The 24,284-nt window shown below is 36.2% G+C and carries 22 protein-coding genes; 12 read left to right on the top strand and 10 right to left on the bottom strand.

Annotated elements, in window-relative coordinates:
- Positions 1–14: 14 nt before the first annotated feature.
- The gene (locus OLM58_RS15365) at positions 15–1,514 is read left to right on the top strand and encodes a malate:quinone oxidoreductase (RefSeq protein WP_264529627.1); all 1,500 of its coding nucleotides are present in this window, start codon (positions 15–17) and stop codon (positions 1,512–1,514) included.
- A gap of 36 nt (positions 1,515–1,550) precedes the next feature.
- Here the strand turns inward: OLM58_RS15365 and OLM58_RS15370 are convergent, their stop codons facing one another.
- Complete coding sequence (locus tag OLM58_RS15370; protein ID WP_202701391.1) at positions 1,551–3,773, bottom strand: FUSC family protein; 2,223 nt, start codon at positions 3,771–3,773, stop codon at positions 1,551–1,553.
- A gap of 201 nt (positions 3,774–3,974) precedes the next feature.
- On the opposite strand from OLM58_RS15370, the gene def reads away from it, so the two are divergent.
- The 3 genes from def to mazG all read left to right on the top strand — a co-directional run bounded on the left by def (position 3,975) and on the right by mazG (position 6,097).
- Positions 3,975–4,565, top strand: coding sequence for a peptide deformylase (gene def / locus OLM58_RS15375; RefSeq protein WP_264529628.1), 591 nt, complete (start codon positions 3,975–3,977; stop codon positions 4,563–4,565).
- Positions 4,566–4,635: 70 nt separating this feature from the next.
- Positions 4,636–5,121: a DUF5606 domain-containing protein gene (locus OLM58_RS15380; protein WP_264529629.1), complete on the top strand. Its 486-nt coding sequence runs from the start codon at positions 4,636–4,638 to the stop codon at positions 5,119–5,121.
- Positions 5,122–5,326: 205 nt separating this feature from the next.
- The gene (gene mazG / locus OLM58_RS15385; protein ID WP_017498328.1) at positions 5,327–6,097 is read left to right on the top strand and encodes a nucleoside triphosphate pyrophosphohydrolase; all 771 of its coding nucleotides are present in this window, start codon (positions 5,327–5,329) and stop codon (positions 6,095–6,097) included.
- Here mazG and OLM58_RS15390 read toward each other — a convergent pair whose 3' ends face one another.
- Positions 6,098–6,778 (bottom strand): Crp/Fnr family transcriptional regulator, encoded by a 681-nt coding sequence (locus tag OLM58_RS15390; RefSeq protein WP_264529630.1) that lies wholly within the window; start codon positions 6,776–6,778, stop codon positions 6,098–6,100.
- Positions 6,779–6,981: 203 nt separating this feature from the next.
- Here OLM58_RS15390 and OLM58_RS15395 point away from each other — a divergent pair, with 203 nt between their 5' ends.
- The 8 genes from OLM58_RS15395 (at position 6,982) to OLM58_RS15430 (ending at position 15,710) form a co-directional block, all read left to right on the top strand.
- Positions 6,982–9,375, top strand: coding sequence for a heavy metal translocating P-type ATPase (locus OLM58_RS15395; protein WP_264529631.1), 2,394 nt, complete (start codon positions 6,982–6,984; stop codon positions 9,373–9,375).
- Between the two features lie 109 nt (positions 9,376–9,484).
- Positions 9,485–9,676 carry a cbb3-type cytochrome oxidase assembly protein CcoS gene (gene ccoS, locus OLM58_RS15400; protein WP_017498331.1) on the top strand — a complete coding sequence of 64 codons (192 nt, stop codon included), beginning with the start codon at positions 9,485–9,487 and terminating at the stop codon, positions 9,674–9,676.
- A 2-nt stretch (positions 9,677–9,678) separates the two neighbouring features.
- Positions 9,679–11,865: a cytochrome-c oxidase, cbb3-type subunit I gene (gene ccoN, locus OLM58_RS15405; protein WP_017498332.1), complete on the top strand. Its 2,187-nt coding sequence runs from the start codon at positions 9,679–9,681 to the stop codon at positions 11,863–11,865.
- A gap of 7 nt (positions 11,866–11,872) precedes the next feature.
- Positions 11,873–12,067, top strand: coding sequence for a CcoQ/FixQ family Cbb3-type cytochrome c oxidase assembly chaperone (locus OLM58_RS15410; protein ID WP_264529632.1), 195 nt, complete (start codon positions 11,873–11,875; stop codon positions 12,065–12,067).
- Between the two features lie 2 nt (positions 12,068–12,069).
- Positions 12,070–13,011 carry a cbb3-type cytochrome c oxidase N-terminal domain-containing protein gene (locus OLM58_RS15415; RefSeq protein ID WP_264529633.1) on the top strand — a complete coding sequence of 314 codons (942 nt, stop codon included), beginning with the start codon at positions 12,070–12,072 and terminating at the stop codon, positions 13,009–13,011.
- Positions 13,012–13,015: 4 nt separating this feature from the next.
- Positions 13,016–14,434 (top strand): cytochrome c oxidase accessory protein CcoG, encoded by a 1,419-nt coding sequence (ccoG, locus tag OLM58_RS15420; RefSeq protein WP_264529634.1) that lies wholly within the window; start codon positions 13,016–13,018, stop codon positions 14,432–14,434.
- Between the two features lie 12 nt (positions 14,435–14,446).
- Positions 14,447–14,896: a FixH family protein gene (locus OLM58_RS15425; RefSeq protein ID WP_264529635.1), complete on the top strand. Its 450-nt coding sequence runs from the start codon at positions 14,447–14,449 to the stop codon at positions 14,894–14,896.
- 112 nt (positions 14,897–15,008) lie between these two features.
- Positions 15,009–15,710 carry a sulfite exporter TauE/SafE family protein gene (locus OLM58_RS15430; RefSeq protein ID WP_264529636.1) on the top strand — a complete coding sequence of 234 codons (702 nt, stop codon included), beginning with the start codon at positions 15,009–15,011 and terminating at the stop codon, positions 15,708–15,710.
- A gap of 461 nt (positions 15,711–16,171) precedes the next feature.
- On the opposite strand, the gene hemN is transcribed toward OLM58_RS15430, so the two are convergent.
- From hemN to prfB, 8 genes are all read right to left on the bottom strand, one after another.
- On the bottom strand, positions 16,172–17,536 hold the full coding sequence (gene hemN / locus OLM58_RS15435; protein WP_264529637.1) for an oxygen-independent coproporphyrinogen III oxidase: 1,365 nt from the start codon (positions 17,534–17,536) through the stop codon (positions 16,172–16,174).
- A 268-nt stretch (positions 17,537–17,804) separates the two neighbouring features.
- On the bottom strand, positions 17,805–18,275 hold the full coding sequence (locus tag OLM58_RS15440; RefSeq protein WP_264529638.1) for a hypothetical protein: 471 nt from the start codon (positions 18,273–18,275) through the stop codon (positions 17,805–17,807).
- Between the two features lie 111 nt (positions 18,276–18,386).
- Positions 18,387–18,734 carry a hypothetical protein gene (locus OLM58_RS15445; protein WP_264529639.1) on the bottom strand — a complete coding sequence of 116 codons (348 nt, stop codon included), beginning with the start codon at positions 18,732–18,734 and terminating at the stop codon, positions 18,387–18,389.
- A gap of 121 nt (positions 18,735–18,855) precedes the next feature.
- On the bottom strand, positions 18,856–19,278 hold the full coding sequence (locus tag OLM58_RS15450; protein WP_017498342.1) for a DoxX family protein: 423 nt from the start codon (positions 19,276–19,278) through the stop codon (positions 18,856–18,858).
- Between the two features lie 123 nt (positions 19,279–19,401).
- Positions 19,402–21,030, bottom strand: a complete 1,629-nt coding sequence (locus OLM58_RS15455; protein WP_264529640.1) for an acyl-CoA carboxylase subunit beta — start codon at positions 21,028–21,030, stop codon at positions 19,402–19,404.
- Between the two features lie 200 nt (positions 21,031–21,230).
- Positions 21,231–22,229 (bottom strand): UDP-3-O-(3-hydroxymyristoyl)glucosamine N-acyltransferase, encoded by a 999-nt coding sequence (lpxD, locus tag OLM58_RS15460; protein ID WP_264529641.1) that lies wholly within the window; start codon positions 22,227–22,229, stop codon positions 21,231–21,233.
- 352 nt (positions 22,230–22,581) lie between these two features.
- Positions 22,582–23,028, bottom strand: coding sequence for a peptide-methionine (R)-S-oxide reductase MsrB (gene msrB, locus OLM58_RS15465; RefSeq protein ID WP_264529642.1), 447 nt, complete (start codon positions 23,026–23,028; stop codon positions 22,582–22,584).
- Between the two features lie 91 nt (positions 23,029–23,119).
- Positions 23,120–24,218, bottom strand: a protein-coding gene (gene prfB / locus OLM58_RS15470) for a peptide chain release factor 2 (protein WP_123923490.1) whose coding sequence is annotated in 2 segments (ribosomal slippage) — positions 23,120–24,154 and positions 24,156–24,218 — 1,098 coding nt in all. Because the reading frame shifts where the segments join, the coding sequence is not laid out codon by codon here.
- Between the last annotated feature and the right edge of the window lie 66 nt (positions 24,219–24,284).

A 24,284-nucleotide genomic window follows, 5' to 3' on the forward strand; every position in this document is an offset into this window, starting at 1 on the left:
AAAATAATACTGTTATGTCTGACAAAACAATACGTTCTAATAGTGAAGTAGTGCTTATTGGAGCGGGAATTATGAGTGCCACTCTTGGAGTAATTTTGAAAGAATTACAACCTGATATAAAAATTGAAATTTACGAAAGATTAGATGTTGCTGCCGCAGAAAGTTCAGATGCATGGAATAATGCAGGAACAGGGCACTCTGCCTTTTGTGAATTAAATTACACTCCTGAAAAGGCTGACGGAAGTATTGATCCGAAAAAAGCGATAAGTATTGCAGAATCTTTTGAGATTTCACGCCAGTTCTGGTCCTATTTAGTAGAGCAGAAAAAGGTACCATCTCCTGACAATTTTATTAAAAGTGTTCCTCATATGAGTTTTGTATGGGGAGATAAAAATGTGGAGTATCTTAAAAAGAGATTTGAAGCATTACAAAATAATCCTATTTTTTCTCAAATGGAATTTAGTTCTGATTTTGAGCAATTGAAAAAATGGATGCCGCTTGTTATGGAAGGCAGAGATGCTAACGAGAAACTGGCAGCTACCCATATGGAAATAGGTACCGATGTGAATTTTGGGGCTTTAACCAGAAGCATGTTCAATTATTTAGCGACACTTGATGGTGTTTCTTTGCACTTTAATCATGAAGTTAAAAAACTAAAACAACGTGAAGATAAATCATGGCGTATCAAAATCACCGATATTGCTACCGGCGATGTAAGAAAAGCTTATACTAAGTTTGTATTTATCGGAGCGGGTGGAGGTTCATTGCCTTTATTAGAAAAAGCAAATGTACCGGAAGGAGATGGTTACGGAGGTTTTCCGGTAAGTGGACAATGGTTAAAATGTACCAATCCTGAAGTAATTGCAAAACATCAGGCAAAAGTTTACGGAAAAGCAAGCGTTGGAGCACCTCCAATGTCTGTACCACATATTGATACCCGTGTAATTGATGGCGAAAAAGCATTGCTTTTTGGTCCGTTTGCAGGGTTTTCAACACGCTTCCTGAAAAATGGTTCTTACTTAGATTTACCATTATCTATAAAACCGAACAACTTAATTCCGATGTTGTCTGCAGGATATCATAATATTCCTTTGACTAAATATTTGATTGAGCAGGTACGTCAGTCTCCTAAAGACAGAATGAAAGCATTACGTGAGTATTTGCCAACAGCACGTTCTAAAGACTGGAAACTGGAAAGAGCCGGACAACGTGTTCAGGTAATTAAAAAAGATGAAAACGGTGGTGGAGTTTTAGAGTTTGGTACTGAGGTGATTAGTACGCACGACGGAAGTCTGGCAGTGTTGTTGGGAGCTTCTCCGGGAGCATCAACTGCAGTGGGTATTATGGTTGATTTGATCAGCAGATGTTTTACCAATCAGATTAAAACACCGGAATGGCAGTCAAAAATGAAAACGATGATTCCTTCTTACGGTCAGACTTTAAATGATAAACCGGAACTTTTAGCCGAGCTTAGAAAACATACTTCTGAAGTTTTAAAACTAAAAAATAGTTAAACTCAGATCCTAGAATAAATAACAAATCCAGATGAATTAATCTGGATTTGTTGCTTTAAATTCCTTTGTAATTTTTAAAATCTTTTCAGCCAGATTGCTCATCCAGATCAATTGCTCGATTACCATTTGAGCTTCCTGCATTTTAGCTTGTCGTGTTTCCTTGTCCAGATCATCATCTGCGGCCAGGCGTTTAAAATTAACACGTTTGAGTTCTTCAAATTGTAAAGTCACATCTTCCTTATCAAAATAAGTGTCGTTTATAATTTTTTCATTTCTTAGAACAGCAATTGCGTGATCGAGATTGGAAAGAATCGTTTTAATGATGTAATTAAAAGATTCCGAAGCAGAAGTGGTTTGGTGTGACTGGATATAAGTTGATAGCGAAGCCAATGCTGATAATATAGAATGGTTTAGCACCACCAGTTTATTAACCAGGGGAAGTGTTTTTTGCTTCGATTTAGGCTCCTGCATCATTCGCTGAAAGGAAGTCATGAGATTCCCAACCTCAACAAAAGCATTTTTTCTGGATAATCGGTATGAAGTAGGAACTTCCCCTTTTTTATTATAGAAATCGGCAATCTCCTTTAGGTAATTCCGGTTGGCCCGAATTGAATTCTCAATATGTATAGGTGTATTGATAAATTCCCAGGCCGGCCATAAAAACTGATTGGCTAAAAATGCTAAAATGGCTCCCGCAAGTGAATCGAGAATTCTAAACTGAATCACTTCAACTACATTTGGAGCTAAAATTCCATAAATAAAAACCACATACATCGTAACAAATGTTGCGCTTATCTTGTAGTTAATCTGTGTAAACGAAATACCAAGAAGCATACAAACAATAGAGAATATACTCAATACAACGTGATTTTGCACCAAAGAAACGATTCCGAATGCTAATAATCCTCCTAAAATAGTACCGAAGATTCGGTTATAGGAGCGCTCTTTTGTTAAGCCGTAACCCGGACGCATGATTACTACAATGGTTAGTAAAATCCAGTAAACGTTTTGAAACGGAAGAAATTTCCCAATCACAAAACCAATTAATATAGTTGTAGTCAGTCGTATGGAATGTCTGAAAATAGAAGAAGAGTAGGATAAATTCTCAATCAAAGTACGCAACGGATAATATTGAGGCGTTAGGAATTTCTCCAGTTCCTTATCCTTGTCTTTTAATTTATAAGATTGCATCGCAAGTGAAAAAGCACGTTGGATGGTTTTGATTTTTCCCACCTGATTTTTAGCATATTTCAGCATATTGGTCAACATCAGCACGCCCTCGGCAGCTTCTTCCTTGCCTAAAGTTTTTTCATAGTCAAAAATGGCAAACTCCAGAGCATCAAGTTCATTCTTTAAATCATTCTTGTCAACATATACACTGATGTTGTGTACATTTTTAGACAGTTTTTTTAAGGTAGAGGCTAATTTATAAGCTACATTTTGATAGGTTCGCAGCACATCCGGATGCGCGGAAAATTTTTCATGAATTTTGTTATGGTCGAATGAGGTGTACAAAGCCAGTTCCTGAATTTCTACCAAAGTGATAAAAACCAGTAACATTTTTCGATTTTGACTGGTAGCTCCCGAAGTATTTTGATTGCCAATAAGCATTTTCCTCAGATCCTCATGAATTAGATTTAGTTCTACCTGAACACTTAATTGCTTTTCGATTATGGCTGTTCGGTTAGCTTCAGGACTCCATAAATCCCCTCTGAGTTTTAAATATTTGGCCGTTAGTTTTATCCCTTCGGCGATTTGAAGTTCGACATATTTGTACGGCTGTACAAAGTGGAAGACCAATGATACAATCAGATATAAAATTCCACCTATAAAAATAAACCCCGAATATTCAAAAGCCTCCCAGCCTTCATGCAAATGACCAAACGATAAGGAAATTGACAACAAAGCAGAAAACGAAACCAGAGTAGCACGCTGACCATATACTGAAATCATTGAACATAAAAACAGTAAGAATCCTAAAAAAGGATAAAACAAAAAAGGATACGGATAAGCAAGATTTACCAGTAAGTTCACTCCCGAAACGATAAAAGAAGCCACTATAAGTCCTTTTATTTTATGGCTTAAAGAACTCGGAATATCACTGGGATACGTATAAAAAGCCCCCAAAGCGATAGTAAAACCGATTTCGAAATGCCCTAGAAAGTTCAAAATTAAGACAGGAACAACTGAAGCAATAGTTACTTTTGAGGCATTTAAAAAAGAAGTACTGTTGGTAAATTTCGAGATACGATCAAACATATATGGAGGTTTACAAACAAAGGTAAGAATTGTACGAATTAATTTGGCATAATTATAGCTGAGTTTTTGGTGAGATTGCAAAAAATGACATATAATAGCCCTTTCGAATTATTCATTGACTATTTTTTACTATTTTTGCCAGCTGAATTAAGAGAATTAAATTCAGTGTTTTTCAGTAGATAATACATTAAAATATTACAAATGATTTTACCAATTGTAGGATATGGTGATCCTGTTTTAAGAAAAGTAGGTGAGGCAATTACGCCAGATTATCCAAACCTAAAAGAAACAATAGCAAACATGTATGAAACCATGTACAACGCTTTAGGGGTTGGACTTGCTGCGCCTCAGGTAGGTGTGCCTATTCGTTTGTTTGTTATTGATACAACTCCTTTTAGCGATGATGAGGATCTGTCTTCAAATGAGCAGGAAAATGTAAAAGGTTTCAAAAAGACTTTTATCAATGCTAAGATTTTGAAAGAAGAAGGTGAGGAGTGGAGTTTTAATGAAGGTTGTTTGAGTATTCCTGACGTTCGCGAAGATGTTTACAGAAAACCTACCGTTACAATCGAATATTGTGAGGAAGATTTCGTAATGAAAACTGAAGTTTTTGACGGGTTGATAGCCAGAGTAATCCAACACGAATACGATCATATTGAAGGCGTTTTGTTTACCGATAAAATCTCTTCACTGAAGAAACGTCTGATCCAGAAAAAACTAAAAAATATTACTGAAGGTAAGACATTTCAGGAGTACAGAATGAAATTTGCTGCCGCAAAAAAAGGAAGATAGTATTCTAAAGTATGAATTTAGAATCAAAGAAATATAATAAATCAAATTCTTAATACTAATTTTAATAAACATGAATTTAGAGAAAATTTTAGCCATTTCTGGGAAACCAGGTTTATATGTATTGAAAGTGCAAACTCGTACAGGTTTTGTGGCAGAATCATTAGCAGATGGAAAAAAAATCACAGTAAACTTAAAAAGTAATGTAAGTTTATTATCAGAGATTTCAATTTATACTTACGAAGGCGAAAAACCACTAACAGAAGTAATGCAACGCATTGCAACTAAAGAAAATAAAGGACAGGCTATTTCGCACAAAGAAGACAATGCTACGTTATTGGCTTACTTTAAAGAAATTTTACCTGAATATGATGAAGAAAGAGTTTATCCTTCAGATATTAAAAAAGTATTAAACTGGTACAATACCCTTCAGTCTAAAGGTTTGGTAACAGATTTAGCTCCTGCTGCGGTTGAAGCTGAAGAAGAAGCTCCGGTTGCTGAAGAAAAACCAAAAAAAGCTCCTGCTGCTAAAAAAGCAAAAGCTAAAAAAGAAGAATAGTAGTTCACAGCATTCTTTTAAGTTTCTAAGTGACTAAGTTCATTTTAGATTGTTAAAAAATGGTTAGGCTCAGCATCTTAGAACCTCTGAATCTTAGAAGCTCAGAACCTAAATACTAAAAAATATATTAATCCTGTTAAGATGTTTTCTTGACAGGATTTTTTACTTTTACACCAATCGTTACAACCCGGATAAAATTTCAAAAATGAGCAAAGAACTTCAACTTAAGGCCTTCGAAAGATTATTAATTATTATGGATGAACTCCGTGAGCAATGTCCGTGGGATAAAAAACAAACTTTGCAAACCCTTAGGCATCTTACCATTGAAGAAACGTATGAGCTGGGTGACGCTATTTTAGACAATGATTTAAATGAAGTAAAAAAAGAACTGGGTGATTTGCTGCTGCATATTGTTTTTTATGCGAAAATAGGCTCTGAAACCAATGATTTTGACATGGCAGATGTGTGTAACGAAATCTGTGATAAACTCATTCATCGTCATCCTCATATTTACAGCGATACCAAAGTTAAAGACGAAGAAGAAGTAAAACAAAACTGGGAAAAATTAAAGCTGAAAGAAGGTAAAAAATCAGTTTTAGAAGGAGTTCCGAGAAGTTTGCCGGCATTAGTAAAAGCCAGTCGAATTCAGGACAAAGTAAAAGGAGTTGGTTTTGACTGGGAAGAATCGCATCAGGTTTGGGACAAAGTTCAGGAAGAACTGGAAGAATTGCAAGTTGAAGTAAAAGCAGGAGATCAGGATAAAATAGAGGCCGAATTTGGTGATGTTTTATTCTCTATGATCAATTATGCCCGTTTTTTAAATGTAAATCCCGAAGATGCTTTGGAACGTACTAATAAAAAATTCATCAAGCGTTTTCAGTATCTGGAAAGCAAAGCGGCAGAGATGGGAAAACCATTGATGGATATGACGTTGGCCGAAATGGATGTTTTTTGGAACGAAGCTAAAAAGCAGTAATTATTCTGCCAGTCTTTTTAAGGCTTTGATGTCCTGAAGTTTGATTTTTTTACCTACCAATTCAATTAAATTCAGTTTGTTAAAATCCGATAACAATCGGATACAGCTTTCTGTGGCCGTACCTATTATACCCGCCAGCTCTTCTCTTGTAAGCTGAACTTTCAGGGTATTATCCTCATTCTCTCCAAAATCGTCATGCAACTGCAGCAAAGTTTCCGCTAAACGCTGTTTTACTGTTTTTTGCACCAATGCAATTTTATCGTTTTCGGATTCTTTTAAATCCTCACAAACCGACTGCATCAAATTCATAGAGAACTGATTGTTGTTATTGAAAAAGTGAAGAATTTCGGCTTTCGGAATAAAACATACTTCCATATCAGCAACTGCTTTGGCTGTTAAGTTAGCAGGTTCATTGCTGATCATAGAACGCTGACCTAAAAGCTCTCCTGATTTTACCAGTTTTACAATTTGATCTTTTCCGTTGGCACTTAATTTAGAGAGTTTTCCAACACCGTCTTTTACACAATAAACCCCATTGGTAACTTCCCCTTCTTCAAAAAGAGCATCTCCTTTTTTAATTGTGTAAGTTGTTTTGCTATTCGCCAGTTTCACAACCTCGTCTTTATTGAGTGCTTTTAGAGAAGAAAGCTGTCTTACGATACATTGGTCACATTTATTCATAGCAAAAATATTTATTACAAAATTAACCAATATTCGCTTTCGCAGCTAGTGTTCGGGCTGAAAAAAAAACAAAAAAATCTGACATCACTGTTTGAAGGATTTATTTCATTAAATTAGAAACGGATTTCTTGGTAGTATGATAAATGTCATATTTAAAGTCACCTCTTATTTTGAATATTTGTAGTATCAAAAAAAAACAAATTATGAGTGAACAAAGTTGTTTTCATTGCGGACTTACGATTCCTAAAAATGAAGTAATCAATTTTGATGAAAAGAAGTTTTGCTGCGCCGGTTGTAAAACGGTTTACGAAATTTTTAGTCTTCATGATTTAACCGGTTATTATGATTTTGAAAATGCACCCGGCGCTACTCCACAGGATATCACAGGTAAATATGACTTTTTAGACAATGAAGCTATTCTTTCGAAAGTATTAGAGTTTCAGGAAGGAAATACCGCCATTGTTTCTTTAAACATTCCTTATATTCATTGCAGTTCCTGCATTTGGATTTTAGAGAATTTAAACAAAATACAGCCCGGCATAAGTCTTTCTCAGGTGAATTTCCCGGAGAAAAGGGTTCGGATTACCTTTAATTCAGATACCGTTTCTTTGAAAACTATCGTTTATATGCTTAGTTCTATAGGCTATGAACCTTATATCAGTCTGGAAAATTATGAAACGGGTAAAAATAATGTCGACAGAAGCTTAACGTATAAATTAGGTGTTGCCTTTTTTTGTTTCGGAAACATCATGTTACTGTCGTTTCCGGAATATTTTGAGATAAAAGAATTCTGGCTGGACAATTACAAACCTTTTTTCAGAATCCTGATTTTTATTTTGGCTTTGCCCAGCTTTTTGTATTCGGCAAGTGGTTATTATGTTTCCGCTTACAAGAGTATCAAATCGGGAATGCTGAATATAGATATTCCAATTGCATTGGGAATTATTGTGATGTTTGTTCGAAGTACTTTTGATATCGTCATGAATTATGGATCAGGTTTCTTTGATAGCTTGACAGGACTGGTTTTTTTCATGTTGCTCGGAAAGATGTTTCAGATTAAAACCTATAGCTTTTTAAGTTTCGAAAGAGACTTCAAGTCCTATTTTCCAATTGCTGTGACCAGAATTAATTCCGATACTTCAGAAGAAAGTATTCCTGTTTACGATGTTTTAAAAGGAAACAGATTGCTCATTCGAAATCAGGAGCTTATTCCTGTTGATGGAATTCTGATTAGTGAAAAAGCAGAGATCGATTATAGTTTTGTAACGGGAGAGGCGGTTCCGATCACTAAGAAATCAGGAGATAAAGTTTTTGCAGGAGGAAAACATATTGGTAAAGTGATCGAAATGGAAGTGTTGCATTCGGTGTCACAAAGTTATCTGACACAATTATGGAGTAATGAAATCTTCCAGAAAAAAGTGCTTCAGAAGCATAAAACAATAACTGATGCGATTAGTAGGTATTTTACACCATTGTTATTATTAATTGCTTTTGCAGGCTTTGGTTATTGGATTTTTATGGATGCCAATACCGCTTTTAATGTCTTTACTGCGGTTCTGATTGTCGCCTGTCCATGTGCATTGGCGCTTACTGCACCGTTTACGTTTGGTAATATACTGCGAATCATGGGGAAACAAAAAATGTACCTCAAAAATGCCTTGGTAATTGAGCAGCTGGCAAAAGTGGATACGATTGTTTTTGACAAAACCGGAACGATCACCACCAATAAGAAATCGAATATTGTGTATGAGGGAAATCCACTCTCTGAAGAAAACTATATACTTATTAAAAATGTTCTTCGTGCTTCTAATCACCCTTTGAGCCGAATGTTGTATGATTTCCTGCCGGATTCAGATAGAATAAAAATTAATGATTTTCAGGAAATTACCGGAAAAGGAATTCAGGCTTCTGCAGAGAATGCTACAATCAAAATTGGATCTGCCGCCTTTGTTGGTAGTCCTGTAACGGAATTATCCGAAATCGAAAAAACAGGTCTTCATATTAGAATCGATGGTACTTATTATGGAAAATTTACATTCCAGAATAAATATAGGGATGGATTAGAAAAACTTTTTTCAACATTGAGTCATGAGTACCAAATAAAGGTGCTTTCAGGTGATAATGATGGAGAGCGCGCTACTTTGGAAGCCATTTTACCTAAAAACACAGAACTGATTTTTAATCAGAAGCCGGAGCAAAAGTTAGAATTTATCAAAAAATTGCAGGACGAAGGTTGTAATGTGATGATGGTTGGAGACGGTTTAAACGATGCAGGTGCTTTGGCACAAAGTAATGTTGGAATTTCGATCTCTGAAAATGTCAATGTTTTCTCTCCTGCCTGTGATGCTATACTGGACGCAAGTGAGTTCTCGAGGCTAAATTATTTTTTAAAATTATCACACAAGTCTATTACAATTATTAAAATGAGTTTTGTCTTGTCACTGTTGTATAATGTTGTTGGGTTATCCTTTGCAATTACAGGAAATCTGTTGCCATTGGTTGCGGCTATTATTATGCCTTTAAGCACAATTACGATTGTAAGTTTTGTTACGATTATGTCTAACTATTTCAGTAATAGTAATTTAAAATCATTATAAATAATTCGGAAGTTATTTTTTATATTTTTAACATAGAACTTCGCCTATGATAATTATCATATTTTACCAGTCAATAACCAAGTAATTTTGTTAGTATAAAACGTAAGGTATGAGTGTTATTTATCTATTAATTTCAGTAAGTATTTTCGTGGCAATTGGATTCTTTGTTGCTTTTATCGTAGCTGTCAAATCAGGACAATACGATGACGATTATACACCCTCAGTCAGAATGCTTTTTGATGATGAGACCAAAATTACCAGCCAAAAGAACAATTCATCAATAAAAGAAAAACAAGTATAATTATGGAAATGGAACAGTTTTATTACGACAACAAAATTGTTAAAAAGTTCATTTACGCTACTATCTTATTTGGAGTAGTGGGGATGTTAGTAGGGCTTACCCTTGCGGTGATGTACCTTTTTCCCAACATAACAGATGGGATCTCCTGGCTTAGTTATGGCCGATTACGGCCTTTGCACACCAATGCGGTGATTTTTGCCTTCGTTGGAAATGCTTTTTTTGCAGGGATGTATTATTCGCTGCAGCGTTTGCTAAAAGCCAGAATGTTCAGCGACTTTTTAAGCAATCTGCATTTTTGGGGCTGGCAGCTTATCATTGTCGCCGCAGCAATCACCTTGCCTTTAGGGTATACTTCTTCAAAAGAATATGCTGAACTAGAATGGCCAATAGATATTGCAATTGCCCTTATTTGGGTAGTAATGGGGATTAATATGATTGGTACCATGCTGCGTCGTAGAGAACGTCATTTATATGTAGCCATTTGGTTTTATCTGGCCACATTTGTTACAGTAGCAGTGTTGCACATTTTCAATAATATTGAGATTCCGGTTTCAGCTTTCAAAAGTTACTCCGTTTACGCAGGGGTTCAGGATGCTTTAGTTCAGTGGTGGTATGGTCACAATGCGGTTGCATTTTTCCTTACAACACCGTTTTTAGGGCTGATGTATTACTTTGTTCCAAAAGTAGCCAATCGTCCGGTATATTCTTATAGATTATCAATTATCCATTTCTGGTCGCTGATTTTTATTTATATCTGGGCAGGTCCACACCACTTATTGTATTCGGCTTTGCCAAACTGGGCACAAAATTTAGGAGTTGCATTTTCAGTAATGCTTATTGCACCGTCTTGGGGTGGTATGATCAACGGACTTCTAACCTTAAGAGGGGCGTGGGACAAAGTTCGTGAAGAACCGGTTTTAAAGTTCTTTGTAGTAGCAATTACCGGTTACGGAATGGCCACTTTTGAAGGACCGATGCTTTCTTTAAAAAATGTAAATGCTATCGCGCACTATACAGACTGGATCGTTGCACACGTACACGTAGGGGCTTTAGCCTGGAATGGTTTCATGTCATTTGGTATTATTTATTGGTTGATTCCGAGAATGACCAAATCGGATTTGTTTTCTAAAAAATTGGCCAATTTTCACTTTTGGATAGGAACTTTAGGAATCATTATTTACACAATTCCATTGTATGTAGCAGGTTTTCAACAAGCTTCAATGTGGAAACAATTTAATCCGGATGGAACTTTAGTTTATGGTAATTTCCTTGAAACGGTTACTGCTATTATGCCAATGTATTGGATGAGAGCCATTGGAGGTAGTTTGTATTTAATTGGAATGCTGACATTGGTGTACAATATTATTATGACCGTAAAAGCAGGTCAGACTATTGAAGACGAATTGGCACAAGCTCCGGCTTTACAAAGAATTAGTAGTGGAAGACTTAATGGAGAGAAATTCCATACCTGGTTGGAGAGAAAACCAATTCAGTTAACCATTTTGGCTACAATCGCTATTTTAATCGGAGGTGTTATTCAGATTGTACCAACTATTATGGTTAAATCTAATATTCCGACCATCTCAAGTGTTAAACCATATACACCATTAGAACTTGAAGGACGTGATTTATATATCAGAGAAGGTTGCGTGGGATGTCATTCACAATCCGTTCGCCCTTTCAGAAGTGAAGTAGAGCGTTACGGACCACAATCAAAAGCAGGAGAGTTTGTATACGATCATCCATTTTTATGGGGATCAAAACGTACGGGTCCCGATTTGTTGAGAGTAGGTGGAAAATATAATGACAACTGGCATTTCAACCATATGTGGAATCCGCAAAGTACTTCAGCAGGTTCAATTATGCCGGGTTACAAATGGCTTTTTGATAACGAAGCGATGGATGTTTCCCTGACTCAGAAGAAAATGAAGGCAATGGTTTCACTTGGTGTTCCTTATACCGAAGAAGAAATCGCAAATGCTACTAAAACATTAAGAGCGCAGGCAATGACAATTGAAAAAAGTCTGGAGAACGATCCTGACTATGTAAAAAGTTATGAGGACAGTAAGAAAAAAGCAATTGCTAAAGGTGAAAAATTCATTCCGATGAATGAGAGAGAAATTGTCGCTTTAATTGCTTACATACAAAGACTTGGAACCGATATCAAAGTAAAGCAACCATCTAAATAACAGCATCATGTTTGAGCAAATAAAACACAATATGGAGAACATTTCGGGTATAGAGATTTACCCGATATTTTCCCTACTGATATTCTTTTTCTTCTTTGTAGGCCTGGGGTTTTGGGTATTCTCCTACAAGAAAGAAAAAATAGAGGAGATGAGTGCGATACCTTTGGATGAAGGGCTTATTATAATTTCAAAAGATAAATAAAAATGAAAAGATTTTTCCCAGTATATGTAAGAGTGCCATTGATTTTTTTCATTGTCTTTGCTCTCATGGAATATTTTATAGATTCCGGTGACAGACCGGCTTTTATTAAGTATCCAATGGTTTCCATTTTTCTCTTTGTTTTTCTGTTTATTCTGATTGCAATCGAAATAACACTGAATGCCGTTAATCGCGTAATGTACGAATTAATGTCACCGGAAGAAAAAGCAAAAGCCGATCATGAAAAGAGTTTAAGTCTGACCGAAAGTACCTGGTACAAAGAGTTGATGCATAAACTAACACAAACAGAACCTATTGAAAGAGAAGGCGATTTGTTGATGGATCATGATTATGACGGTATCAAAGAGTTAGATAATAATTTACCGCCTTGGTGGGTATACCTATTCTACATCTGTATCATATTTGGTGTAATCTATGTGGCCCGTTACGATATTTTTGGAGGAGACGATCAGGAAACTGAGTTGAGAAAAGAAATGGCTCAGGCCAAAATAGATGTCGAGGAATACCTTAAAACAGCTCCCGATTTGATGGATGAAAAAACAGTCGTCTTATTAACAGATGATGCAAGTTTAGCAGCCGGTAAAGAGATCTTCATGACCAATTGTGCAGCCTGTCACAGAGCAGACGGTGGTGGACAAATTGGACCAAACCTGACCGATGATCACTGGATTTTAGGAGGCGGGATTAAAGAAATTTTCCATACGATTACCAATGGAGGACGTGACGGAAAAGGAATGGTTTCCTGGAAAACCAACGGGATGAAGCCAAAGGAAATTCAAAAAGTAGCGAGTTACATTTTGTCTTTACAAGGCAGTAATCCAAAAGATCCAAAAGAACCGGAAGGAGAAGTTTGGGTAGACCAAAGCGCCCCTAAAAAAGGCGACACAGCAGATAAAACAAAAGATAGTACAGAAGTTAAAAAATAATACCATGTCAAATTTACCAGACGAAGCTTTTAGAGATACCATTGGAACCATTGATGAAGGCGGTAAGAGAAAGTTTATTTTTCCCAAAAAACCGTCTGGTAAATTCTACGAATACCGAAAGATCGTCAGCTATGTTTTGTTAGCCATTTTAATTGCGAATCCGTTTATAAAAATAAATGGAAACCAGTTTATGATGTTCAACATTATCGAACGACGTTTCAATATATTCGGGTTTCCATTCTGGCCACAGGATTTTTATCTTTTTGTGATCTCAATGTTGGTGGGTGTTGTATTTATAATCCTATTTACAGTTGTTTTTGGAAGGATTTTTTGCGGATGGATTTGTCCGCAGACTATTTTTCTTGAGATGGTCTTCAGGCGAATTGAATATTGGATCGATGGAGATCGCGGTGCACAAATGCGACTTGCAAAACAGGAATGGAACGCGGAGAAAATCCGAAAAAGAGCCATTAAATGGACTCTCTTTTTCTTAATTTCTTTCGGAATTGCCAATGTGTTTTTGGCCTATCTGGTGGGGAGTGACGAACTTTTCCTGATGGTAGAACAAGGACCGATTCAGCAAGCCAGTAATTTTATTGCGTTGCTTATCTTTACGGGAGTCTTTTATTTTGTGTTTGTCTGGTTCCGCGAGCAGGTATGTATCATTGCCTGTCCTTACGGGCGTTTGCAGGGAGTACTGTTGGATAATAAGTCAATCAATGTGGCGTATGATTTTGTACGTGGAGAAAAGGAGGAAGGTCGAGCCAAATTCAGTAAAAAAGAAGACAGAGCCTTAACCGGAAAAGGAGATTGTATCGATTGTCATCAATGCGTACACGTTTGCCCGATGGGTATCGACATTAGAAACGGAACACAGCTGGAATGTACAAACTGTACAGCCTGTATTGATGAATGTGACTCCATCATGGAAAATGTTGGTTTACCTAAAGGACTTATTCGTTACGCGTCTGAAGACGAGATCGAGAAAAAAGCTCCTTTTAAGTTCACTACAAGAATGAAAGGATATACAGCTGTTTTGTTTATTCTGTTGAGTGTATTTGTTGGAATGTTGTTTTTAAGAACCGATGTTCAGGCTATTATTCTACGTTTACCAGGACAGCTTTTTCAGCACAAAGGAGATAAGATCAGTAATGTATATACCTATAAAATTGTCAATAAGACAATGAAAGATTATAATGATATCCATTTTGAGCTAATCGATCAAAAAGGTGAAATTAAAAATGTGGGAAAAACGCATTTTAAAATAGTTAAAGAAGGCATTTCGCAAGGAACATTGTTCATAGAAATAGATGAAGTACTTCTGGAGAGTGATAAAACGAAAGTTAAAATAGGGGTTTATAATGGTAAAGAGCTGCTGGAAACCACTACCACTAACTTTTTAGGTCCGCGAAGTTTTAATTAAAAAAATACGATCATGAAAATAAATTGGGGTACCGGAATTGTCATTGCATTTGCATTGTTTATGAGTTTCATTTTATATTTTGTTTTTGAAGTACAATCGAATAGTAAATACGACAATGATTTGGTTGTCGAAGAATACTATAAGCATGATTCGCATTTTCAGGAAGAAATGGCACGTATTCAAAACGCTCAGGATTTGCAGCAAAAACCTTCAATTGCCTATCATAAAGATGGAGTTGAAATAGTTTTTCCTGCCGTTTTTGAAAACAATAAAGTCAAAGGTAACATACTCTTATACCGTCCGTCAAATAAGAAATTTGACTTTAATACTCAAATTGCTTTAACAAACTCGGCGTTGTTAATTCCGAAAAACAAACTCGTGAAAGGACGTTGGGATGTCAATATGGAATGGCAGTATGACGGAAAAAAATACCTGTCTAAAGAGGTAATCTATGTAAATTAACAGTATAAAGACCGATCAATTGAAAAGATTCCTTTTCAGTTGATTTTGTCTTTATTCGCACAGCATTTTTACTTAGCAGTAGTAAAGTAGGCTGTATCAAAAAACTAAAAAGATGTTGTATTCCGCTTTCATATTTGGATTAATCAGCAGTTTACACTGTATCGGAATGTGTGGTCCAATTGCCATGATGTTGCCTGTGGACCGACAAAATGAAGCTAAAAAGGTAATTCAAATTAGTACCTATCATTTAGGCCGATTGACTGCGTACGCAACCATTGGACTTATTTTTGGTTTATTAGGAAGAGGATTCTTTTTGGCCGGACTTCAGCAAAAAATGTCCATTTTTATTGGTTTGGCGATGATAGCCATTGTTCTAATTCCAGAAAAAGTCTTTTCCAAATACAACTTTTCCAAACCAGTCTATAAAATGATCTCCCGGGTAAAATCAAGCTTAGGGAATCAATTTAAAGACAGGAGCTATAAATCTCTCTTTACAATCGGACTGTTGAATGGCTTTTTGCCTTGCGGAATGGTTTATGTTGCCTTATTTGGAGCTATAGCCATGCAAAGCGCCAGTTTAGGAGTGCTGTATATGCTATTGTTCGGTTTAGGAACGATACCGTTAATGACGGTTGTTGTGTATGTCAATTCATTAATTAAACTTCCATTCCGAAATAAGATTCAGAAAGCAATTCCTTATGTTGCTGTTATTATCGGAGTATTATTTATCCTAAGAGGATTAGGTCTCGGAATTCCTTACATTTCTCCATCCAATATGAGTTTGTTTGTTCAGTCGACTCCTAATTGTCATTAAAAAGGAATCATGCGAAAACCTCTGTGTAGCATTAAAAGCAGAATAGCAGAAAAAGTTGTAAACTGATAAAAAAATGTGATTATAAAGGTTTACTCCTTAATCTTAAGAGTTATTAATGTCAACTGAAATACCATTTTAGAGGAGTTGATCTTAATTAGAATTTTCTTCCCCGGGTTTAAATGTTTGAAACAGATGTAAAAGGGCTGAAAGCCCAAAAGAATAAGCATAGTGCAACGCACAATGTGTTAGATAAAGATACAGAATTGCCCTGAAAGGGCAAGGCCCTCTGCAAATCATGTTGATTCGAATAAAAATCATACGATTTCTTAGAGGATTTCATAGAAAGCGGGATAGATGTTTTTTGTTGCACTTTAGTTTTTACCCTTTCAGGGTGTAAACAATTATCCCGGTCATTTGCAGTGCTCCGCAGGATACTATTGTTAATGTTCCTTCATAGCAATCTAAACCGTCATAGAAAAGAGGTTTGTTTCCGGAGATTTTCTTTTTAAATGCAGATCGAAAGCCATACAAATATTACGTACAAAAGGTCTTCCTGCTTCGGTAATCTTAATTTTATTTTCTTCAATTACAATTAACTGATCGTTTTCCATTTCTTTTAAATCGGATAAAACCGCTGGGATTTCTTCAAAATATAAAGATTCATCACTCCAGGAAGTTTCAAATTCACAGGTTAAGTTTAAAATATGTTTTCGGATGATTAGATCTTCATCATCGAGAATATGGCCTTTCACCACTGGTAGTTTGTCTGATTCCAACAATTGGTAATATTCTTCCAGAGTTTTGGTATTTTGAGCAAAACTATACCAGCTGTCGCTAATAGAGGAAACGCCTAAGCCTATCATAAGCTGCGTTTTGGAGGCACTATAGCCCATAAAATTTCGGTGTAGTTTTTTATCTTGTGCCGCTTTGTATAAACTGTCGGAGGCGAAGGCGAAATGATCCATTCCAATTTCATGATAACCATTTTGTGCCAGTAATTGTTTACCGACTTCATATAGTTTTCTTTTCTCAGCATCTTTCGGAATGTTTTCATCATTAAATCCACGTTGGCCATTGCCTTTGATCCAGGGCACATGAGCATAACTGTAAAATGCCAGGCGATCCGGTTTTAAGGAGTTCGTTTTTTCAACAGTATCAATAACATTTTCTACCGTTTGAAAAGGTAGACCAAATATAATATCATGACCGATTGAAGTATATCCTATTTCTTTGGCCCAAAAGGTCACTTTCGCCACATTATGAAAAGGCTGAATCCTATGAATCGCTTTTTGAACCTTTTCTGCATAATCCTGAACACCAAAACTTACCCTTCGAAAACCTAAATGATACAACTTTTTAAGCTGTTCGTAAGTGGTATTGTTCGGATGGCCTTCAAAACTAAACTCGTGGTTTTCGGCTTTTCGGGCATTTTTAAAAATACCATTGATAAGCTGTTCCAGATTGTTTACAGAGAAGAAAGTTGGAGTTCCGCCACCCAAATGGATCTCTTTTATAAGGGGCTTTTGCGGAAGTAAATTACAATATAAGCTCCATTCTTTTAAAAGAGCTTTTATATAAGTTTCTTCAACATTATGATTTTTAGTAATTCGTTTGTTGCATCCACAAAAAGTACATAAACTTTCGCAGAAAGGCAGGTGAATGTACAAACTGATTCCGTTTTGAGAATTGCTCTCTGCAAAAGCCCTTTGGAATGATGTAATCCATTTCTGTTCATTAAAATTATTTTCATTCCAATAAGGAACCGTAGGATAACTGGTATATCTTGGACCGGGAACGTTGTATTTTTGCGTTAATGAAATTTTCATAAAAGAGGATTTTGGATCCTCAAAATTAGACCACTGCTGCCGAAAATAAAATGACAAATATCATGTAAAAAAAAAGAGACTCATTTTGAGCTACGGTGTGGACACAAGTGTAAAAAAGTAACACGAATTGCACTAATTGTCACCAATTTGTTGTGAAACTAATTTCACGAACAAGCTTAACGGGGTAAAATTTGTGCAAATTCGTGGAATTTGTGTTCACTTGGTAGCCCATTTTGAGCCTCTTTTAGTTGAATTAAATAACTAACATTTAAATAGAATCCTGAATGATTTTAAGCCATTTTTTCGCAAACACATGATCCTGATAAGCGCTTATTTGTTTAATGCGGTCATCGTCGAAATCATAGAAAGCAATTGTATTTTTTTTTGAAGTTTCTTTGTCCAGAAATTCAAAATCGATTTTTAGTATGGTATCCGAGTTTCCGTCGGTTGTAAGTGTCAATTTGCAGGAAGAGACTTTTTTCAAATCAACATAAGTAGATTCTTCCTGATTGGGGTTGAAATTCATCAGAATGAATTTTTTATTCTTTTGATCAATTGTCAGCGTTTTATTGCTTTGAGATTCGGTTAGATCAAAGTCTTCCGGATGTGTTGGATTGAATCTCTTTTTTATGTTTAGGATTTTAGATTTGTTTGCAGCGTTTGAACGTGCTGAAAAATAAATAGGAATGGCTACTATGATGGCGATCACAATACCAATTATGGTTACACTTGTTTCCATTTGTTTTAAAATTTGATAAATTGATATGAAATAGTAAACAGTTTTCAGGGTGAAAACGGCTTAATAATTGGGAAAAGAAAGATCTTTTCGACTAAAAATTCATAAAGTAATCTACCAGAAAAAATGGAAGGGGTAGAGCATTAAAAGAACTTTTTTGCTCTGAGTGTTAAACTGATTGGCAAAGTTTGAGGCAGTATTTACGGCCTGATGCTGAGGTACAGCGACCAATAAAGAGTCAAACCATTTGATTAAACCGGAAGAATTGGTTTTGATATTCCCTACCAGATGATAACCGGTTTGTGGCTGAATAAAAGCCAATGAGTCGGTATAGTCGATAGAAAAAGTAGTGTCTGTTTTTTTACTTTCACTTTTGTCAACAACAGACTCGCTTGCCTGAGCGGCAAAAAAAGTGATGATCAAAAGTGATATAAAAGTAACAGTCTTACGAATCCAATTCATGGTCGCGAATTTAACTCTTAAAAGACAATTAAAGAAATTTTGCAGCATTAATTAACGTTTCAAAAGGGGCTAATTATTTTATCCTCAACTTTTAATTGGTACAGTTGAGGATAAAACAAAGTTATTGTTGCATTTTGAAATAATAGTCAGCTGAGTGTTTTCCGCTTCCATAGAATAAAAAGAACACACAAACTAATAAAACTACAATTGCAAGAATCAAGCTTTCAGAATGCATGTGTCCCATAAAATTAATCAGAACGGCCCCAAAAAGGATGGGTAATTGAGCAGCTATTGCCCAACGGGTAAGCAGCCCGAAAACGATCATTATACCTCCAATCATGTGGGCTGGTGCGATGTAATGTAATAGAAACATTCCGCCGCCAAATTTATCAATAGGAGAAATTAAATCATGCAGATACTGAACATTCGTTACAAATGAAACTCCTTTCATAAATAAAAAAACACCCAATACAATACGTACTAAATCTACAGGTAAATAAGTGTGCGAATTGGCCCATTTATTTAAGCTTTTTACATTTTCCATGATACTACGTGATTAAAAATTACTCACTAAAGTTACTGATTTTTAATGATATATTTATTTTTAAGTAACTGAAAATAAGTTTTTTACTTTTTATTTAACGCATTTATGGGAATGTCTTAAAACTTAAACCTGAATCACTCCCAAATTAAAAGGTTTTTGAATAGGAGAATGGTTAGCGGCTTCAATCCCCATAGAAATCCAGGTACGGGTGTCAAGAGGATCAATAATAGCATCTGTCCATAATCTTGAAGCAGCGTAGTAAGGAGAGGTTTGTGCATCGTAACGCGCTTTTATTTTGTTGAACAGTTCCGTTTCTTTTTCTTCGTCTACGATTTCTCCTTTTGCTTTTAATGAAGAAGCTTCAATTTGAGCTAATACTTTTGCAGCCTGAGTTCCACCCATAACAGCAAGCTCAGCACTTGGCCACGCGAAAATTAATCTTGGATCATAAGCTTTTCCACACATTGCGTAGTTTCCGGCACCGTAAGAATTTCCAACGATAACGGTAAATTTAGGAACAACCGAATTACTTACAGCATTTACCATTTTAGCACCGTCTTTTATAATTCCGCCATGTTCTGACTTTGATCCGACCATAAAACCGGTAACGTCCTGTAAAAAAACTAAAGGTATTTTCTTCTGATTACAATTGGCAATAAAACGAGTCGCTTTGTCGGCACTATCAGAGTAGATAACCCCTCCAAATTGCATTTCTCCTTTTTTAGTTTTCACTACTTTTCTTTGATTGGCTATAATTCCAACAGCCCAGCCGTCAATTCTGGCATACCCGGTAATTAGAGACTGACCGTAACCTTCTTTGTAAGCTTCAAATTCTGAATTATCAACCAAACGATTGATAATTTCCATCATATCATATTGCTCGTTTCTCGCCTTTGGCAGGATTCCGTAGATATCTTTAGGTTCCAGAGCAGGTTTTTCGGCTTTGATACGGCTATAGCCGGCCTTATCAAAATCACCGATTTTGTCTACGATGTTTTTTATCTTTTCGAGGGCATCTTTATCATCTTTGGCTTTGTAATCGGTAACGCCTGAGATTTCACAGTGCGTTGTAGCACCACCCAAAGTTTCATTGTCGATGGTTTCTCCAATGGCGGCTTTTACCAAATAGCTTCCAGCAAGGAAAATACTTCCCGTTTTGTCTACAATTAAAGCCTCATCACTCATAATAGGCAGGTAGGCACCTCCGGCAACGCAGCTGCCCATTACGGCGGCAATTTGGGTGATTCCCATACTGCTCATTTGTGCATTGTTTCTAAAGATTCTTCCGAAGTGTTCTTTATCAGGGAAAATTTCATCCTGAAGTGGTAAATAAACACCGGCACTGTCTACTAGGTAAATGATCGGTAATCTGTTTTCCATGGCAATTTCCTGCGCACGAAGGTTTTTCTTTCCGGTAATTGGAAACCAGGCACCGGCTTTTACGGTAGCATCATTTGCTACCACTATGCATTGTTTTCCTCTGATGTATCCTATTTTAATGACAACGCCTCCAGACGGACAGCCGCCATGTTCGGCATACATTCCTTCACCAACAAAAGCTCCGATTTCAATACTTTTAGAATTTTCGTCTAACAAGTAGTCAATACGTTCGCGTGCGGTCATTTTGCCTTCGGCATGCAGCTTTTCGATACGTTTTTCGCCTCCTCCTAATTTTACTTTAGCAAATTTTTGTTTTAGTTCAGAAAGTAGTAATTTATTGTGATCTTCGTTTTTATTGAAGTTTAAATCCATAATATTTTAATGTTTTAACAAAATAGTGTTGGCTAATTTACAAAATCAATTGAAACCCACATAATAAATATTGTGCTGTTGTGAAATTAAATTAAGGTTGCGATAGTTAAATTTTTAGTATCTTTTAGCAGAAGTAAAGCGCCTGTTTAAGACATAAAAAAACCGGAAGCGAACTTCCGGTTTTTTATATCATCAATTTTTTATTTTTTAATATCACAAACCATTCGTTTTAGAAGGGCCCATTGTTTTAAAGCATCTCGAGCTTCTACAGCGGGATAACCTAACATGGTTTTTCCGGCAGCAACATCACAAATAACTCCTGAACCTGCTCCAACTACAGCACCATCACCAATTGTTGTATGATCTTTGATGGAAGCGCTTCCTCCAATGATAACGCCATTTCCTAAAGTTACAGAACCGGCTAAACCGCTGTTTCCTGCCATGATGCAAAACTTACCTAGTTTACTATTGTGTCCTATTTGTACCAGATTGTCGATTTTGCAGCCATCACCAAGAATAGTAGAGCTGAATTTTCCGCGGTCTACGCAAGTATTCGCACCAATCTCAACTCCGTTTCCAATAATTACGTTTCCAATTTGCGGAATTTTCACTAATCCTTTCTCGCTGCATGGACGAAATCCAAAACCATCAGCGCCAATTGTTGCATTAGGATGAATGATACAATCGTTGCCAATATGACAACGTTCCCTTACAACTGTTCCGGACCAGATAACAGTATTATTACCAACGGTTGATTCGTCAAGAATAGTTACGTTTGGATAAATAGTGGTATGGGAGCCAATCTCTACTTTTGGTCCAATGTAGCAGCCGGCACCAATTTTGGCGCCTTCACCAATAATGGCTGTTTCATCTACAGTAGCGGTTTTGTGAATATTAGTATGGAATATTGGGGCAGGAGGGGCAAAAAGGGCTAGAATTTGAGACATGGCCAGATCGGCATTTTTTACTTTGATAAAGGCACGATTTTCCCCTGGCTCTATTGAAATATCTTCGTTAACTACTGCAATCGATGCATTTGAAGTTGACCAGTATTTTTCATATTTTTTGTTTCCTATAAATGAAATTTCTGAAGTTGTCGCTTTTTCTAGTTGCTCTGTGGCTGTAATGCTTTGTGAAGTAGTGCCGTAAATTACGCCATTGATTACTTCGTTAATTTCTTGAATTGAATAGGATTTCATTTAATGAATGTAATAGATTATAGGGGTTAATTTTTCCCAAATAAAATCAATTAGATTCTAATTACCTAATGTTATTTTTGAGTTTATTGAAATATATTTAAAATAATAGTTTAAATATTACAAAATTAACATTTTAGCTATTAATTTATTAATGTTTTTTAGTTTGTATTTAAGTTGTTCCTGTTGGTTTTTTGCTGTAAATTAGGTTTTAAATTGATATGAGTTGTGAGTGAAAACAGTCTTTAGTTTATTGATAGGTAGTAACTTACAAAATTATTGAAAACTATTTAAAAGGTTGTAGGATATAAAAAAATCGATTCGCTTTTCATGAAAGGAATCGATTTTTATTTTTTTAATCTTTTATTTTAGAAAGAGAAACTGCATTAATACAATATCGCAGGCCACTAGGTTCGGGACCGTCAGGAAAAACGTGTCCTAAATGGGCATCACAAGTATTGCAAACGACTTCAACCCGAATCATTCCGTATGATTTGTCGGCATGGTATGCAATGGCATTTTCTTTTAAAGGCTGAGTAAATGAAGGCCATCCTGTTCCTGACTCAAACTTCTCTGAAGCATCAAATAATAAAGTTCCACAGCATTTACATTCATAAATTCCGGGATCAAACAAACTGCAAAGTTCAGAACTGAAGGATCTTTCGGTACCTTTTAATCGGGTTACCTGAAATTCTTCGGGAGTCAAAAGCTGTTTCCATTCTTCCTCTGTTTTTTCTACTCTTTTTTCCGGTATCGGATTTCCTTTATTTGTAAAATGAATTACATCTGCCCATTTTATCATAACTTTTTCTTTTAAGTTTTCAGTCTCAGTATTAGGTCTCGGTTGTCAGTCTCAGTGAACTGAAAACTGAGACTGCAAACTGATCACTAATTTATTCTTCCTCTTTCTGTCCCATCATCATTAAGTAGGCTTTTAGGAACGGATCTATATTTCCATTCATAACGCCATCAACATCGCTGGTTTCGTAGCCTGTACGAACGTCTTTTACTAATTTATAAGGCTGCATTACGTAGTTACGTATTTGTGAACCCCATTCGATTTTCATTTTTCCTGCTTCTATATCGGCACGTTGAGCTTGTTGTTTTTTTAACTCAATTTCATACAATTGAGAACGTAACATTTGCATAGCACGTTGTCTGTTGTCCTGTTGAGATCTTGTTTCAGAACATTGAATCTGAATTCCGGTTGGCTTGTGTACTAATTGCACTTTGGTTTCGACCTTATTTACGTTTTGCCCTCCGGCACCACTGGAACGGGAAGTTGTAATTTCGATATCGGCAGGATTAATGTCAATTTCGATACTATCGTCAACAAGCGGATACACATAAACAGATACGAACGAAGTATGACGTTTGGCATTACTGTCAAAAGGAGAGATTCGCACCAAACGATGTACTCCGTTTTCACCCTTTAGATAACCGAAAGAATAATCTCCTTCGAATTCTAAAGTTACGGTTTTAATTCCGGCTACATCACCTTCCTGAAAGTTAAGTTCTTTGATTTTGTAACCGTAACTTTCTCCCCACATCATATACATACGCATTAGCATTCCGGCCCAGTCACAACTTTCAGTTCCTCCGGCTCCGGCTGTAATTTGTACTACGGCACTTAAACTGTCTCCTTCATCTGAAAGCATGTTTTTAAATTCGATGTTTTCAATATGAGCTTGAGTAGTGTTGTAATGCTCGTCTAGCTCTGCTGCAGAAAGTTCGCCTTCTTTATAAAAATCATGCGCAAGTTGCAATTCATCAGTAAGTTCGATTGCTTTGTTGTAATCTTCGATCCATTTTTTCTTGTTTCGAAGGTTTTTTACAATAGCTTCAGCTTCTTTTGCATTGTTCCAAAAATCAGGTGCAAAAGTTTTTTCTTCCTCGTTCGCAATTTCGATTAGTTTGGCATCAACGTCAAAGATACCTCCTCAACGCACCAAGGCGCTCCACAATACCTTTTATTTGTTCGGTCGTTGTCATAAATTAATAGTAGTTTTATATGTTTTTTACAAATATTACGTTAATTTGGTTCTATCGTTATCGGGA

It is taken from the genome of Flavobacterium sp. N502540, from assembly GCF_025947365.1.
Taxonomy (GTDB): domain Bacteria; phylum Bacteroidota; class Bacteroidia; order Flavobacteriales; family Flavobacteriaceae; genus Flavobacterium.

Excerpts from the sequence above, each read along its gene's own strand:
- OLM58_RS15395 (WP_264529631.1), top strand. The coding sequence starts at position 6,982 with ATGAGTGAACAAAGTTGTTTTCATTGCGGACTTACGATTCCTAAAAAT.
- OLM58_RS15450 (WP_017498342.1), bottom strand. The coding sequence starts at position 19,278 with ATGGAAAATGTAAAAAGCTTAAATAAATGGGCCAATTCGCACACTTAT.
- def (WP_264529628.1), top strand. The coding sequence starts at position 3,975 with ATGATTTTACCAATTGTAGGATATGGTGATCCTGTTTTAAGAAAAGTA.
- mazG (WP_017498328.1), top strand. The coding sequence starts at position 5,327 with ATGAGCAAAGAACTTCAACTTAAGGCCTTCGAAAGATTATTAATTATT.
- ccoS (WP_017498331.1), top strand. The coding sequence starts at position 9,485 with ATGAGTGTTATTTATCTATTAATTTCAGTAAGTATTTTCGTGGCAATT.
- msrB (WP_264529642.1), bottom strand. The coding sequence starts at position 23,028 with ATGATAAAATGGGCAGATGTAATTCATTTTACAAATAAAGGAAATCCG.
- OLM58_RS15430 (WP_264529636.1), top strand. The coding sequence starts at position 15,009 with ATGTTGTATTCCGCTTTCATATTTGGATTAATCAGCAGTTTACACTGT.
- OLM58_RS15410 (WP_264529632.1), top strand. The coding sequence starts at position 11,873 with ATGTTTGAGCAAATAAAACACAATATGGAGAACATTTCGGGTATAGAG.
- OLM58_RS15370 (WP_202701391.1), bottom strand. The coding sequence starts at position 3,773 with ATGTTTGATCGTATCTCGAAATTTACCAACAGTACTTCTTTTTTAAAT.
- OLM58_RS15365 (WP_264529627.1), top strand. The coding sequence starts at position 15 with ATGTCTGACAAAACAATACGTTCTAATAGTGAAGTAGTGCTTATTGGA.
- OLM58_RS15440 (WP_264529638.1), bottom strand. The coding sequence starts at position 18,275 with ATGGAAACAAGTGTAACCATAATTGGTATTGTGATCGCCATCATAGTA.
- OLM58_RS15455 (WP_264529640.1), bottom strand. The coding sequence starts at position 21,030 with ATGGATTTAAACTTCAATAAAAACGAAGATCACAATAAATTACTACTT.
- ccoN (WP_017498332.1), top strand. The coding sequence starts at position 9,679 with ATGGAAATGGAACAGTTTTATTACGACAACAAAATTGTTAAAAAGTTC.
- OLM58_RS15425 (WP_264529635.1), top strand. The coding sequence starts at position 14,447 with ATGAAAATAAATTGGGGTACCGGAATTGTCATTGCATTTGCATTGTTT.
- lpxD (WP_264529641.1), bottom strand. The coding sequence starts at position 22,229 with ATGAAATCCTATTCAATTCAAGAAATTAACGAAGTAATCAATGGCGTA.
- OLM58_RS15380 (WP_264529629.1), top strand. The coding sequence starts at position 4,636 with ATGAATTTAGAGAAAATTTTAGCCATTTCTGGGAAACCAGGTTTATAT.
- OLM58_RS15415 (WP_264529633.1), top strand. The coding sequence starts at position 12,070 with ATGAAAAGATTTTTCCCAGTATATGTAAGAGTGCCATTGATTTTTTTC.
- OLM58_RS15445 (WP_264529639.1), bottom strand. The coding sequence starts at position 18,734 with ATGAATTGGATTCGTAAGACTGTTACTTTTATATCACTTTTGATCATC.
- ccoG (WP_264529634.1), top strand. The coding sequence starts at position 13,016 with ATGTCAAATTTACCAGACGAAGCTTTTAGAGATACCATTGGAACCATT.
- hemN (WP_264529637.1), bottom strand. The coding sequence starts at position 17,536 with ATGAAAATTTCATTAACGCAAAAATACAACGTTCCCGGTCCAAGATAT.
- OLM58_RS15390 (WP_264529630.1), bottom strand. The coding sequence starts at position 6,778 with ATGAATAAATGTGACCAATGTATCGTAAGACAGCTTTCTTCTCTAAAA.